14 protein-coding genes are annotated in these 13,363 nt (G+C 41.8%); all 14 read left to right on the top strand.

Annotated features, from left to right (window positions below; all coding sequences use genetic code 11):
• The first annotated feature begins 62 nt into the window (after positions 1-62).
• Positions 63-923 carry a translation elongation factor Ts gene (tsf, locus tag ACMUMQ_RS01970; protein ID WP_414680367.1) on the top strand — a complete coding sequence of 287 codons (861 nt, stop codon included), beginning with the start codon at positions 63-65 and terminating at the stop codon, positions 921-923.
• Between the two features lie 129 nt (positions 924-1,052).
• Positions 1,053-1,775: a UMP kinase gene (gene pyrH / locus ACMUMQ_RS01965; RefSeq protein WP_317003301.1), complete on the top strand. Its 723-nt coding sequence runs from the start codon at positions 1,053-1,055 to the stop codon at positions 1,773-1,775.
• Positions 1,776-1,782: 7 nt separating this feature from the next.
• Complete coding sequence (gene frr, locus ACMUMQ_RS01960) at positions 1,783-2,340, top strand: ribosome recycling factor (protein ID WP_414680366.1); 558 nt, start codon at positions 1,783-1,785, stop codon at positions 2,338-2,340.
• Positions 2,341-2,389: 49 nt separating this feature from the next.
• Positions 2,390-3,121, top strand: coding sequence for an undecaprenyl pyrophosphate synthase (gene uppS / locus ACMUMQ_RS01955; RefSeq protein ID WP_414680365.1), 732 nt, complete (start codon positions 2,390-2,392; stop codon positions 3,119-3,121).
• 2 nt (positions 3,122-3,123) lie between these two features.
• Entirely contained in the window at positions 3,124-3,927 is an 804-nt protein-coding gene (locus ACMUMQ_RS01950; protein ID WP_414680364.1) for a phosphatidate cytidylyltransferase, read from the top strand.
• Positions 3,927-5,102 carry a 1-deoxy-D-xylulose-5-phosphate reductoisomerase gene (ispC, locus tag ACMUMQ_RS01945; protein WP_414680779.1) on the top strand — a complete coding sequence of 392 codons (1,176 nt, stop codon included), beginning with the start codon at positions 3,927-3,929 and terminating at the stop codon, positions 5,100-5,102. Before ACMUMQ_RS01950 ends, ispC begins: the two co-directional genes overlap by 1 nt.
• The gene (rseP, locus tag ACMUMQ_RS01940) at positions 5,099-6,445 is read left to right on the top strand and encodes an RIP metalloprotease RseP (RefSeq protein WP_414680363.1); all 1,347 of its coding nucleotides are present in this window, start codon (positions 5,099-5,101) and stop codon (positions 6,443-6,445) included. Before ispC ends, rseP begins: the two co-directional genes overlap by 4 nt.
• 10 nt (positions 6,446-6,455) lie before the next feature.
• Positions 6,456-8,771, top strand: coding sequence for an outer membrane protein assembly factor BamA (gene bamA, locus ACMUMQ_RS01935; protein ID WP_414680362.1), 2,316 nt, complete (start codon positions 6,456-6,458; stop codon positions 8,769-8,771).
• Positions 8,772-8,793: 22 nt separating this feature from the next.
• Positions 8,794-9,288 carry an OmpH/Skp family outer membrane protein gene (locus ACMUMQ_RS01930; protein WP_414680361.1) on the top strand — a complete coding sequence of 165 codons (495 nt, stop codon included), beginning with the start codon at positions 8,794-8,796 and terminating at the stop codon, positions 9,286-9,288.
• Between the two features lie 3 nt (positions 9,289-9,291).
• Entirely contained in the window at positions 9,292-10,329 is a 1,038-nt protein-coding gene (gene lpxD, locus ACMUMQ_RS01925) for a UDP-3-O-(3-hydroxymyristoyl)glucosamine N-acyltransferase (RefSeq protein WP_414680360.1), read from the top strand.
• Positions 10,330-10,761, top strand: coding sequence for a 3-hydroxyacyl-ACP dehydratase FabZ (fabZ, locus tag ACMUMQ_RS01920; RefSeq protein WP_347982945.1), 432 nt, complete (start codon positions 10,330-10,332; stop codon positions 10,759-10,761).
• 6 nt (positions 10,762-10,767) lie between these two features.
• Positions 10,768-11,544, top strand: coding sequence for an acyl-ACP--UDP-N-acetylglucosamine O-acyltransferase (gene lpxA / locus ACMUMQ_RS01915; RefSeq protein ID WP_414680359.1), 777 nt, complete (start codon positions 10,768-10,770; stop codon positions 11,542-11,544).
• A 65-nt stretch (positions 11,545-11,609) separates the two neighbouring features.
• Positions 11,610-12,764: a lipid-A-disaccharide synthase gene (gene lpxB / locus ACMUMQ_RS01910; protein WP_414680358.1), complete on the top strand. Its 1,155-nt coding sequence runs from the start codon at positions 11,610-11,612 to the stop codon at positions 12,762-12,764.
• Positions 12,765-12,784: 20 nt separating this feature from the next.
• Positions 12,785-13,363, top strand: a complete 579-nt coding sequence (gene rnhB, locus ACMUMQ_RS01905; protein WP_414680778.1) for a ribonuclease HII — start codon at positions 12,785-12,787, stop codon at positions 13,361-13,363.

The raw sequence follows: 13,363 nt of genomic DNA, 5'->3' as shown, positions 1-13,363 counted from the left end.
GTTTCTAAAGGGAGGTTTCTTACCTCCTTTTTTAAATTTGAATTAGTAAAAGAGGATTTAACATGGCCGCAGTATCTGCAGCATTGGTAAAAGAGCTACGTGATCGTACTGGCCTAGGCATGATGGAGTGTAAAAAAGCACTTGTCGCTGCTAACGCTGACATCGAAGTGGCAATTGAAGAACTACGTAAGTCAAGTGGCATGAAGGCAGCTAAAAAAGCGGGCCGTACTGCAGCTGAAGGTACTATCATCATGCGTGTTGCTGATGATGCTTCTTACGGTGTTCTTGTAGAAGTAAACTCTGAAACTGACTTCGCTTCTCGTGACGAAGGTTTTATTTCTTTTGCGAATAAAGTAGCTGACGCTGTTTTTGCAACGAAAGAAACGGACATGGCTAAAGTGATCTCAGGCGAAATGCTTGACGCTCGTGAAGCTCTAGTTCAAAAAATTGGTGAAAACATCACACCTCGCCGTGCAGTTATCATTGAAGGTGGTTTAGTTGGTGGTTACCTACACGGTAACGGTCAAATCGCTGTATTGACTCAGTTGGAAGGTGGTTCTGTTGAACTAGCTAAAGATGTGTCTATGCATGTTGCTGCTGTTGCACCTCGTGTTGTACGTGGCGAAGACATGCCTGCTGATGTTTTGGCGAAAGAAGAAGAAATCGTACGCGCTCAGCCAGACATGGCTGGTAAGCCTGCAGAAATCGTTGATAAAATGATTGTAGGTCGTATGAAGAAGTTCTTGGCTGAAAACAGCTTGGTTGAGCAGCCTTTCGTTAAGAACCCAGAAGTTAAAGTGGGTCAGCTTGTAAAAGACGCTGGCGCAACAGTTTCTTCTTTCATTCGCCTTGAAGTAGGTGAAGGTATTGAAGTTGCTGAAGTAGATTTCGCTGCAGAAGTGGCGGCTCAACTTAAAGGTTAATCTTTAGTTGTGATGTCTTGCAAAGAAAAGGGGCAGCTTGACTGCCCCTTTTTATGAAAGGTAAGAATGATTTGGGTTGATTGTGTCGGTCTAAGTTATTAAGGAAATGAACCATTGCCGGAGGTTGGTATGTCAAAAGAAAAGAGTCCAAAATATAAGCGAATTTTGCTTAAACTGAGTGGCGAAGCCTTAATGGGTGACGAGTCCTTTGGTATCGACCCGAAAGTGTTGAATCGTATCGCTTTAGAGATCGGTCAATTACGTGGTATTGGTGTTGAAGTCGGTATTGTTATTGGTGGTGGTAATCTATTTCGTGGCCAAGCGTTGAGCGAAGCAGGAATGGACCGTGTAACTGGTGACCATATGGGAATGCTAGCAACGGTAATGAATGCCTTGGCAATGCGTGATGCATTGGAGCGAGCAAATATTGCTACTCGTGTTATGTCTGCTATTACCATGACAGGTATTGTTGAGCCTTATGATCGACGTCGTGCTATGCGATTAATGAAAGAAGGTGATGTGCTTATCTTCTCTGCTGGTACGGGTAATCCGTTCTTTACAACTGACTCTGCTGCTTGTTTGCGCGGCATTGAGATTGATGCAGATGTTGTATTGAAAGCAACGAAAGTGGATGGCGTTTATTCAGCTGACCCAATGAAAGATCCTGATGCTGTTAAGTATGATACATTGGGCTATGACGAAGTGATTGAGAAGCAGCTAGGAGTCATGGATCTAACAGCATTCTGTTTAACTCGTGACCACGGTATGCCGATACGCGTATTTAATATGAACAAGCCAGGTGCCTTGGTGAATATCATGGTTGGTGGTAGTGAAGGTACACTGATTAAGTGAGGAAGTTATGATTAACGAAATTCTTAAAGATGCAGAAGAGCGTATGGGTAAAGCGGTTTCTTCTGTTGAGTCTGCATTTAAAAAAATTCGTACGGGTCGTGCGCACCCAAGTATTCTTGATTCCGTTAAAGTGAATTATTACGGCTCTGAAACACCACTTAGCCAAGTGGCAAACATTACTGTTGAAGATGCTCGTACTTTGGGTGTTTCTCCTTGGGAAAATAACCTGGTTCCTGAGATTGAAAAAGCCATTATGAAGTCGGACCTTGGTTTGAATCCTGCAACTAACGGCAACCTTATTCGTATTCCTATGCCTGCTTTGACGGAAGAAACTCGTAAGAACTACTTCAAGCAAGCAAAGAATGAAGCTGAAAATGGCCGAATTTCTATTCGTAATGTTCGTCGTGATGCTAACGGTAGCCTGAAAGATCTTGTGAAAGAAAAAGAGATTTCTGAAGACGATGAGCGTCGTGGACAAGATCAAGTGCAAAAAATTACAGACAAGTACGTAGCTCTAGTTGAAGAGCGTCTGGCCGCAAAAGAAAAAGATTTGATGGAAATTTAATAAAGAAATGCGGGCTTCGGCTCGCTTTTTTTATAGGCTAGGAATAAATATGTCTGAATTGGTTGGCGATGATTTTGAATCTGTAGTCGTGCCTGCGCATATTGCCATAATCATGGATGGTAATAATCGTTGGGCGAAGAAAAAACATCTCCCAAGCATAGCGGGTCATACTGCGGGTGCTGCCGCTGTTCGCCGTACTGTAGAAATGGTGGCTCGATCTGGAGTGAAGGTGCTTACGTTGTTTGCCTTCTCTAGCGAAAACTGGAAACGCCCCAAAATAGAAGTCGATGGCTTGATGACTTTGTTTATGCGCTCTCTTAAGAAGGAGCTAAAGCGCCTGAATGAGCATAAAATTCGACTTAAAATAATGGGTGACACTTCTGCTTTTAGTGACAGTTTGCAACAGCAAATTGCGGAAACAGTTGAAGCAACAAAAGATAATGATCAAATGACGCTTGTTATTGCTGCAAATTATGGTGGGCGCTGGGATATTGCTCAAGCCGCCAAAAAAATAGCAGAGCAAGTTTTGTCAGGTGAATTATCTTTAGATGAAGTGAATGAATCATCATTAGGTGAATGTATACAACTGGCTGATTTACCTGAGCCAGATTTGCTAATAAGAACCTCTGGTGAAGAACGAATCAGCAACTTTTTATTATGGCAAACTGCGTATTCTGAGTTTGTCTTTTTACCGGTGTTATGGCCGGATTTTGATCAACAACATTTTGATGAAGCATTGCATATTTATCAAAATCGTCAACGTCGTTATGGTGGTCGTTAAGCATGTTACTCCCACGGGTTTTAAGTGCCATTGTTATGGCTGTTTTGTTTGTTTGTGCTGTTTTTATATTGCAAGAATCTAGCTTTATTGTCTCCATGGTTGGTGTGGTTTTATTGGCCGGTTGGGAATGGGCTCGTTTGTCTGGTGTGACAAATCAAGTTGGGCGCGTACTTTTTGCTGTATTAATTGGGGTTTTGTGCTTCGTTGTTTTTACATTTGATGTGCAGGCGTTGCTGTTAAATGTAGCGCCTATTTTGTGGTTGCTTGCCTTGTATTGGGTTGTACGTTATCCCGATTTACTGCAATGGCGTCATACCAATAGCCGCCTTTTGTTTGGTGTATTGGTTTTACTGACTACTTGGTGTGCTTTGGTTGTCTTAAGGCAAGCTGATGATTTTGTAATGTGGGTTTTGCTTCTCATGGGGCTAATTTGGGGAGCAGATTCTGGCGCTTACTTTGCTGGTCGTGCATTTGGAAAACGCAAGTTGGCTAAGTTTGTTAGTCCTGGTAAATCATGGGAAGGCGTTATTGGCGGATTAGTTTTAACTCAGCTGGGTGTGATGGTTTTTGCTATTTATAGTGACTTTATCGCTTCCCAGTGGCTTGTGTTGGCTTTGATTGCTTTGTTGACTTCGTCGGTTTCAGTTTTAGGTGATTTGACAGAAAGTTTGTTTAAGCGCCACGAGTCTTTGAAAGATTCAAGTCGTTTGATTCCTGGGCATGGCGGTGTCATGGATCGAGTTGATAGTTTGACAGCCGCAGCGCCTATTTATGTGTTGTTATTAAGTTTGGCTGGATGGCTTTGATGCAGGGTATTTGTTTACTAGGTGCAACTGGCTCAATAGGTCAGAGTACACTAGATATTATTGCTCAGCATCCTGATAAGTTTTCCTTGATCAGTGCATCAGCAAATGAAAGTGTGGCCAAAATGGCGGAAATTTGTCATCGCTTTAAGCCACAAAGAGTCGTTATGGGGACAGAAAAAGCCCGTGATGAGTTAGCTCTTTTGTGTGTGGATTTGCCAACTTCATTTGAATGGGGAAGTGATGCTTTGGATAGTATTGCTTCTGATTCAGCCGTCGATCAAGTTATGGCTGCGATCATGGGATTTGCTGGCCTCAAGCCGACTTTGGCAGGGATTCGTGCAGGTAAGCGAACTTTACTGGCAAATAAAGAGTCTTTGGTGACAGCTGGTAAGTTGTTCATGGATGAGGTGACGCGCCATAACGTCGTGCTTCTGCCTATTGATAGTGAGCATAATGCGATCTACCAAAGTTTGCCTCAAACTCCCCAAGGTGCCCACAAAAAAGACATATCTAAAATTCTTCTTACGGCGTCTGGTGGACCTTTTAGAACTTGGTCTTTGGATGAGATGTCTTCTGTCACTCCTGAGCAGGCATGTAAACATCCAAATTGGTCTATGGGACAGAAGATCTCAATCGACTCGGCAACTCTTATGAACAAAGGGCTTGAGCTTATCGAAGCCTGTTGGTTATTTGACGTCAATCCGAATGATGTTGAGGTAGTGGTTCACCCAGAAAGTATTATCCATTCTATGGTGTCTTACCGAGATGGTTCCGTTATTGCGCAAATGGGTAATCCTGATATGAAGATCCCAATTGCTTATGGTATGACTTGGCCTGACCGAATTGAGACGCAAGTTGATCCCTTGAATTTGGTTGATGTGGCCCGATTAAACTTTGAAGCTCCTGATTTAACTCGCTTCCCTAATTTGCAATTAGCTGCAGATGCTTGGTTTGCTGGTGGCTCTGCAATGGCGGCTTTAAATGCAGCGAACGAAGTCGCAGTCGATGCTTTTCTGAAACGAAAAATTTCTTTTCTTGATATTGCTCGTTTTAATGAAAAAGTGCTTTCTTCTACGAATGTTGTTGCTATTGATGCAATTGAAGATGTTTTTGAAGCGGATGCTCAAGCACGTTCTTTAGCTCAAAAGTATATTTCTGACGGTAGTGTTTCATGATTCAAAATATCCTTTCTATTGTTATTTCATTAGGTGTTCTGATTACCTTTCATGAATTTGGCCACTATTTTATTGCTCGTCGATGTGGTGTGAAGGTGCTGCGTTTCTCGGTCGGGTTTGGTAAGCCTATTTATCGCCATGTCGGTAAAACGGGAACAGAATATACCCTTGCTATGATACCGCTTGGGGGATTTGTCCGAATGCTTGATGAGCGTGAAGGAAATGTCCCTGAAAGTTTAAGAGACCAAGCTTTTAATAACAAAACTGTGTGGCAGCGCATTGCTATCGTTGCTGCTGGGCCGATTGCTAACTTTATTTTAGCAGCGTTTATTTACGCGATTGTCGCCATGTTAGGGATTCAATCTGTTGCACCCAAGATAGGCAGTGTTGAGCCAAATACACCTTTAGCTCAGACGAGTATTCAAGCGGAAGACGAATTAATTTCCATTGCTGGTGAGGCGGTGGATTCTTGGGAAGATGTAAATTTAGCGTTAGCGGGCTTGATTGGGCAAACAAGAACCATTATCGTTCGTTACCAAGCAGAGGGTTTGCTTTCTCAGCAAGAAGAGGAGGTTCGTCTAAACCAGTGGTTAGTCGGAGATGAACCTAATAATCTGATACGAGCTTTTGGGATTGTGCCATGGCAACCAAAAGTCCTTCCTGTAATTGATCAAGTTGTTGAAAATGGCGCGGCTTATTCCGCTGGCTTCGAAGCAGGCGATACGATTGTTGGAATAGGTGGCGATTCGATTTCAAGTTGGGATCAAGTTGTTGCTTTGGTTCAAGCAAATCCAAATAAGGAACTGCTAGTAACGGTACAACGAGAAGGTAATTCTAAAGAGTTGCTGCTCTTGCCTAAGTCAACAGAACGAAATGGTGAGCTTGTTGGGTATGCAGGATTGGCTGTTGTACCACCTGAATGGGATGAAAGTCTTATCAGGGAGCGTCATTATGGAATTGTGGATTCGGTTTTTTATGGTGTTGCACAAACCTCTAAGATGGTATCTTTGACGGTTTCCTCTGTTGGGAAAATGTTACAAGGACTGATATCGGTTGATAACTTGTCCGGACCGATAACGATTGCAAAAGTAGCGAGTGCGTCTGCAGATTCTGGTTTGCAATCTTTTTTAAAATTTATGGCTTACCTCAGTGTTAGTTTAGGGGTGCTTAATTTATTGCCCATTCCAATGTTAGATGGTGGGCATTTGTTGTTTTTTGGTATTGAAGCGATCCGTCGTAAACCTGTTTCTGAAAAGATCCAGAATGTGGCATATCGTGTCGGCGCTTCTCTTTTATTTTCTATGATGGCAATTGCCATTTTTAATGATATTGCCCGCTTGTAGAGAGGTATATGTGAAAGTCGTTTCAGCAGTATTTTTGGCTTTAATAAGCGTGCAGAGTGTTGCAAAAACCGTCGAGGATGTTCGTATCGATGGTTTAGTACAAATGCCATCCGCTAGAGCATTTGATGTAATTGGGTTTGACGAAGAGAAGTCTTACGACTCTGATAAAGTGTATCAGGCGATCAGTTCTCTTTTTAATACAGGCTATTTTAGTGACATTAATGTTTATGAAGAAAATGACATATTAGTTTTTGATGTCGTTGAACGTCCTTCTATTGGTAATCTAACCATAGAGGGAAATGATCTGATTAATACTGAAGACCTAGAGCGAGGGCTTAAGTTATCAGGTCTTGAAATTGGTGAAATCTATAAGCCCGAAACACTAAATCAAATCGCGCAAGAATTGCAGCGTCAATATTATGCCCTTGGCCGTTACAGTGCCAAAGTGGATATATCCGTTGAAGAAATGCCTCGTAATCGTACCGGAATCTTGATCAATATTGATGAAGGTGAGACCGCTAAGATTGTTCACATCAATATTGTTGGCAACAAAGCCTTTGATGATGAAGAGTTGACGAAAGATTTTGAAGCAAGAGAAACCGGTTATTGGAACCCCTTCAGCTCTGCCGATGAATACGCGAAAGCTAAAATCGAAGGCGACATAAATACCTTAAAAAGTTTTTACTTAGATAAAGGTTATTTAGATTTTGATGTGGTTTCTAGTCAGGTAAGTTTGTCCGCGGATAAACGCGACGTATACATTGTGATTAACGTCGATGAAGGCGAACCTTATTTCGTCAACGAGCTGTCTTTAAGCGGTAGTCTACCTATTTCAGAAGACAATGTATGGAAGCACATTTCCCATAAAAAAGGGGATGCGTTTTCCCGTAGTGAAGTGACCAAGATCATTGAAGATATTTCTACAGAACTTGGCAATAATGGTTACCTCTTTACGAATGTAAACGTTATTCCTGATAAACGTGATGATCATACCGTTAACCTCAGTTATCAAATTACGCCTGGCCCGAAAGTCTACGTGCGTCGCATTACCTTTAGCGGTAACAGCGAAACACAAGATGAAGTATTGCGTAGGGAAATGACGCAGTTTGAGGGGGCGTTGGCTGTTCACTCAAAAATACAGTCTTCCAAGCGCCGTATTGAGCGTTTAGGTTTCTTTGGTAGTGTTAATTTAAGAACGCGTCCAGTTCCAGGTACCACTGATTTAGTTGATATTGAAGTGGTTGTGCAAGAGCAACCATCGGGAAGTATTAATGCCAGTATTGGTTTCTCGGATGATGATGGTTTCATCTTTGGTTTTGGTATTTCTAAATCAAATTTCTTGGGAACCGGTAACCGCTTAGCATTTAATGCTTCACGTTCAAGTGATTACTCCTTGTATTCGATTACTTACAATAATCCTTACTTTACTGTCGATGGCGTGAGCCGAGGCGCAAAGCTTTATTATCAATCCAGTGATTATGATTCTGATGATATTGAAGACTATCAATTAGATAAGGCTGGGTTAGAGCTTAGCTATGGTTACCCTATATCTGATACTGAAAGTGTGACATTTAGTGCAGCAGTCCAAAATACCAGTATTGATCTAAGTGATGATCCGTCACTGGAATCTGAATATTTTGTTGATACTTATGGCAACGAGTTTAATGACTTTATTGCATCTGCTGTGTACTCAGACAGTGACCTTATCGGTGGTATTTTGCCAACAAACGGTTACGCAACCAGTGTTAGCTTGCGAGTGGCGACACCAGGAAGTGATCAGCAATACTATAAAGTTGGTGTGACTTCTGAGAAATATTGGAATATCGATAATTCCAACCTTTGGTTGTTCCATGTTAAAGGACGCTTTGGCTATGGTAATGGTTATGGGGACAGCGAATATTTGCCATTTTATGAGAATTATTATGCGGGTGGTATTGGCTCTGTTCGTGGCTATAGTTCTTCTTCATTAGGTCCTCAGAATACTTATGATGACGACTCTGATAATGATAGCGACGCTATGGGTGGGAATATTTTGATGGTAGGTACCGCGGAAATTATTTTCCCACTGCCTATGGTTGAAGACCATAAATCTGTTCGTACAGCTCTTTTCTTAGATGGCGGTAATGTCTTTACGGATTCTTGTTATTCCGTGAGTGAGAACTGTACTGCTGGTATTTCAGCTGATGAATTCCGCTACAGCATCGGTTTAAGTTGGACATGGATAACGCCTATTGCGCCGTTGTCATTCAATATTGCTAGGGCATTAAATGCTGATAGTGATGATGACACAGACTTCTTTCAGTTCCGTTTAGGTACAACTTTTTAATCTATAATTTAGGAAGATAAACATGAAACATGTAATAAGTATTTTAGTTAGTGTGCTTTTTGCCGCTAACCTATATGCCACTGAAGTGGCTGTGGTCGACTTTAGAGCCGCTGTATTACAAAGTAATATGGGGCAAAAAGCGGCTGAAGAGCCAAAGCAGAAAGTTGCAGAGATGGACGCGCGTTTGAAGCAAGAGCAATCAGCACTTGAAACATCTGCTCAAGAGCTAAAACGTGATGAACTAACGCTTTCGAAAGAAGAGTTTGATAAACGTAGACAAGCTCTTGCAGAGCAACAAAATAAACTGCGCGCTATGGCCGCAAACATGCAGCGTCAGGCAAAAGAATTAGAACAGCAATTGGTTCAATCTTTAACGCCAAAAGCTGAAGCGGCACTAAAATCTTTGATAGAAGAGCGTGGTCTCAACTTAGTATTGAATAGACAATTAAGTTTGTATGCAGACCAAGACGCTGACATTACAAACGAATTAGTAGAACGTATAAATAGGGACAATTAATCTATGGGGTATACGCTAGAGCAGCTGGCTAATAAGGTTCAAGGTGTTGTTAAAGGAGACGCTAACCTTGTTATTGATAAATTGGGAACATTAGAAAATGCGACTCATAAAGAGTTAAGTTTTTTAGCGAACCCTAAGTATCAAAGCCAATTAGCTTCAACTTCTGCTGGTGCTGTTCTTGTGAAAAGTGAAGAGCTTGCCCAGTTAGTAGAAAACGCAATAGTTGTTTCTAACCCTTATTTAGCGTTTGCTCAGCTTTCTCACTTATTCGCACCAATTATCCAAGGTTGGTCTGGTGTTCATAATAGTGCGGTTGTCTCAGCCAATGCGAAAATCGGTAAAAATGTTGTCATTGGTCCAAATGCATCAATCGATGATGATGTAGTGATTGCTGATGACTGTATTATTGGTGCTGGCTGTGTTGTCAGTAGAGGAGCCAAAATAGGCAAAGGTACTCGTTTGTACCCTAATGTTACTCTTTACCATGATGTCGTTATTGGGGAATCTTGCATTTTTCATAGTGGATCAATTATTGGTGCGGATGGCTTTGGTTTTGCTCCTACTCAAACCGGTTGGGAAAAGATTGATCAGTTGGGCGCAGTGAATATTGGTAACAATGTAGAAGTGGGCGCAAGTACAACCATTGACCGTGGTGCAATTGAAAATACTCAAATTGGCCACGGCGTCAAAATAGATAATCAAGTTCAAATTGCTCATAACGTCGTAATTGGTGATAATACGGCGATTGCGGCAAGCACAGCGATTGCTGGCAGCACAAAAATTGGTTCCTCTTGTACTATCTCTGGTGGTGTTTGTATCGCAGGTCATTTAACGATTGTGGATCGCGTACACATTACTGGTATGAGTATGATAAGTAATTCTATTGATGATGAAGGATCATATTCATCCGGTATGGGGATGGAGCCAACAGCTAAATGGCGTAGAACAGTAGCCAGAGTCAGACGAATTGATGAAATGGCAAAGCAGTTTTTACAATTGAAACAACAAGTTAATAAGCTTTTAGAAAAGGTTGATAAATAAATGATGGACGTGAAAGAAATCCGCCAATACTTACCTCACAGGTATCCGTTTTTATTGGTAGATCGTGTCGTTGAATTAAATTTAAATGAGTCCATTGTTGCTTATAAGAATGTAACGGTAAATGAGCCATTTTTTAATGGACATTTTCCAGACGACCCAGTCATGCCAGGCGTATTGATCATTGAAGCAATGGCGCAAGCGGCTGGAATCCTTGGTTTTAAAACTATGGATAAAAAGCCAGAAGATGGTTCTATGTATTACTTTGTAGGATCGGATAAAACACGTTTTAAGCGTCCAGTTGTGCCAGGTGACCGTGTTCAGCTTGAAGCAAAAATTCTGACTGAAAAACGTGGTATTTGGAAGTTTGAGTGTAAAGCGACGGTTGAAGGTGAGCTTGTATGTTCATCGACGATTATGTGTGCAGACAGGTAGGGTATAGTGGCAATACATCCAACGAGTTTAATTGATTCGAAAGCAGAGATTGATTCTAGTGTAGAGATCGGTCCATTCTGCGTGATCGGTCCAGACGTTAAAATCGGTGCTGGCACAGTCGTTAAATCGCATGTTGTTATAAATGGCCATACTACAATTGGATGTAATAATGAGATTTATCAATTCGCTTCTGTTGGTGAAGCGAATCAGGATAAAAAGTACAAAGGTGAGCCAACGCAATTAATTATTGGCGATGGAAATGTCATTCGTGAGAATGCCACTCTTCACCGAGGTACGATTCAAGACAACAGCCTGACTCAAATTGGTGATAATAACTTGTTTATGGCGAGCACTCATGTTGGTCATGATTGTATTGTTGGTAACAACAATATTATGGCCAACTTTGCCGCTTTAGCTGGTCATGTTCATGTAGGCGATAACACTATTTTAGGTGGTTACACTGGCGTTCATCAGTTTTGTCAGGTGAACTCCTACAGTATGTGTGGTATGGGTTCCATGGTAGTGAAGGATATTCCTTGTTACGTTATGGTTTCCGGTGATCCTGCAAAAGCACATGGAATGAACTTTGAAGGTATGCGCCGCCGAGGTGTTCCAAAAGAAGTTATTCGAGCTTTAAAGATGGCTTACAAAACGGTTTATCTAAAAGGTCTAACACTAGAAATAGCATTAGAAAGCCTTGAGCAGGGTGAGTTCTCTCAAATACCTGAAGTGATGAGTTTCATTTCCTCTATTCGCCAATCTAAGCGTGGAATAGTTAGGTAACAGGTGATTTTCTCAAAGAAAACCCCGGACTGTTTCGGGGTTTTTTATTATTAGAGGTTATACAAATGACATCTTCGACAACTCGCTATGTTTTAGTTGCTGGTGAAGCGTCAGGCGATATATTAGGTGCTAACCTCATTGCCCATCTAAAAGCATTGCAACCTGACGCGACTTTTGAAGGCATTGGCGGTCCTTTAATGCAAGCTCAGGGATTAAATAGCATAGTGCCTATGGATCGTTTATCTGTTATGGGATTGGTTGAGGTTCTTGGTCGTTTACGAGAGCTTTTAGGTATCCGTAAAGATTTATATAACCGTTGTATTAAAAATCCTCCGACAGCCTTCATTGGAATAGACTCTCCAGATTTTAATTTGCCACTGGCGAAAAAGCTTAAATTACAAGGTATTCCAACAGTGCATTATGTCAGTCCATCTGTTTGGGCTTGGCGTCAGAAGCGTATTTTTGGTATTAAAAAGTCAGTTGATTTAATGTTGGCTTTATTCCCGTTTGAGCTGCCAATTTATCATCAACATGATATTCCTGTGACTTGTGTCGGACATACTTTAGCCGATGAGATACCTTTAGTCAGTGATGCGGATATCGCTAGAAAAACGCTTGGTATTGATGTGGGAGAGGCTCCTGTTTTTGCCGTCTTGCCAGGTTCTAGAGAAGGTGAAGTGTCTCGTTTGGCGCCTTTGTTTATTGATACGATCAAACAAATAAAAGAAAAACAGCCGGATGCGGTATTTCTTATTCCTGCCGCCAATGCAGAACGGCGTCAGCAGATTACCGCGATTCTTCAACAAGCAAATACGGATGCGATTCTGATTGACGGTCAATCTCGCACTGTCATGGCCGCATCGGATGCCATTTTATTGGCGTCAGGAACCGCAGCCTTGGAAGCTATGTTAGTGAAGCGCCCAATGGTGGTGTCTTATAGAGTAAATAAACTGACCTATTTTATTTTGTCTAGAATGATTAAGGTGCCTTATGTTTCTCTGCCAAATTTATTGGCTAATGAAGCTTTGGTTCCAGAGTTGCTTCAAGAAAATGCTTCGCCAGAGAATCTAGCTGCATCCTTGTTGGAAACATGGAAAACGTTTAAAACAGATGAAGCGATACAGGCTAAATATTTAGCTTTGCATCAAATGCTCCGCAAAAATGCAGGCGAGACTGGCGCGAAAGCCATTATTGCTATGTTGGATGAAAAGAACAGATGATAGAGCCTTTTGTGAGTCAAATGTACTTTGGTGACTTGGTCGCTGGCACAGATGAAGCTGGGCGAGGACCACTCGCGGGTGAAGTTGTTGCTGCCGCTGTGATTTTAGACCCAAATAACCCTATTGCTGGTTTGGCGGATTCCAAAAAGTTAAGTGAAAAAAAGCGCGAAGCTTTATTTGATGAGATTCAAGAAAAAGCCCTAGCCTATGCCATCGCCAGTGCCAGTATTGAAGAGATAGACGAGTTAAATATTCTTCACGCAAGTATGTTAGCTATGTCTCGTTCTGTCGCTTTGTTGTCTGTGCCTCCTGAACATGTGCTGGTGGATGGAAACCGTCTTCCTCCTAATCTACCTTGTACTGCTGAAGCGGTTGTGAAAGGAGACGCTCGACAAGCGGCTATTTCTGCTGCGTCGATCTTAGCCAAAGTGACCCGTGACAGGTCAATTGTCGAACTAGCGAAGACCTACCCAGAATACGGTTTTGAAAAACACAAAGGTTATCCAACGGCTTTGCATTTAGAAGCAATCCGTTTGCATGGTATTACACCGATTCATAGACGCAGTTTTGGCCCAGTAAAAAAGATTCTTGAAGGATAA

The sequence above is a fragment of the Marinomonas algae genome, assembly GCF_047525555.1.
Classification (GTDB): domain Bacteria; phylum Pseudomonadota; class Gammaproteobacteria; order Pseudomonadales; family Marinomonadaceae; genus Marinomonas.
This window is presented reverse-complemented; position numbering and strand designations above follow the sequence as displayed.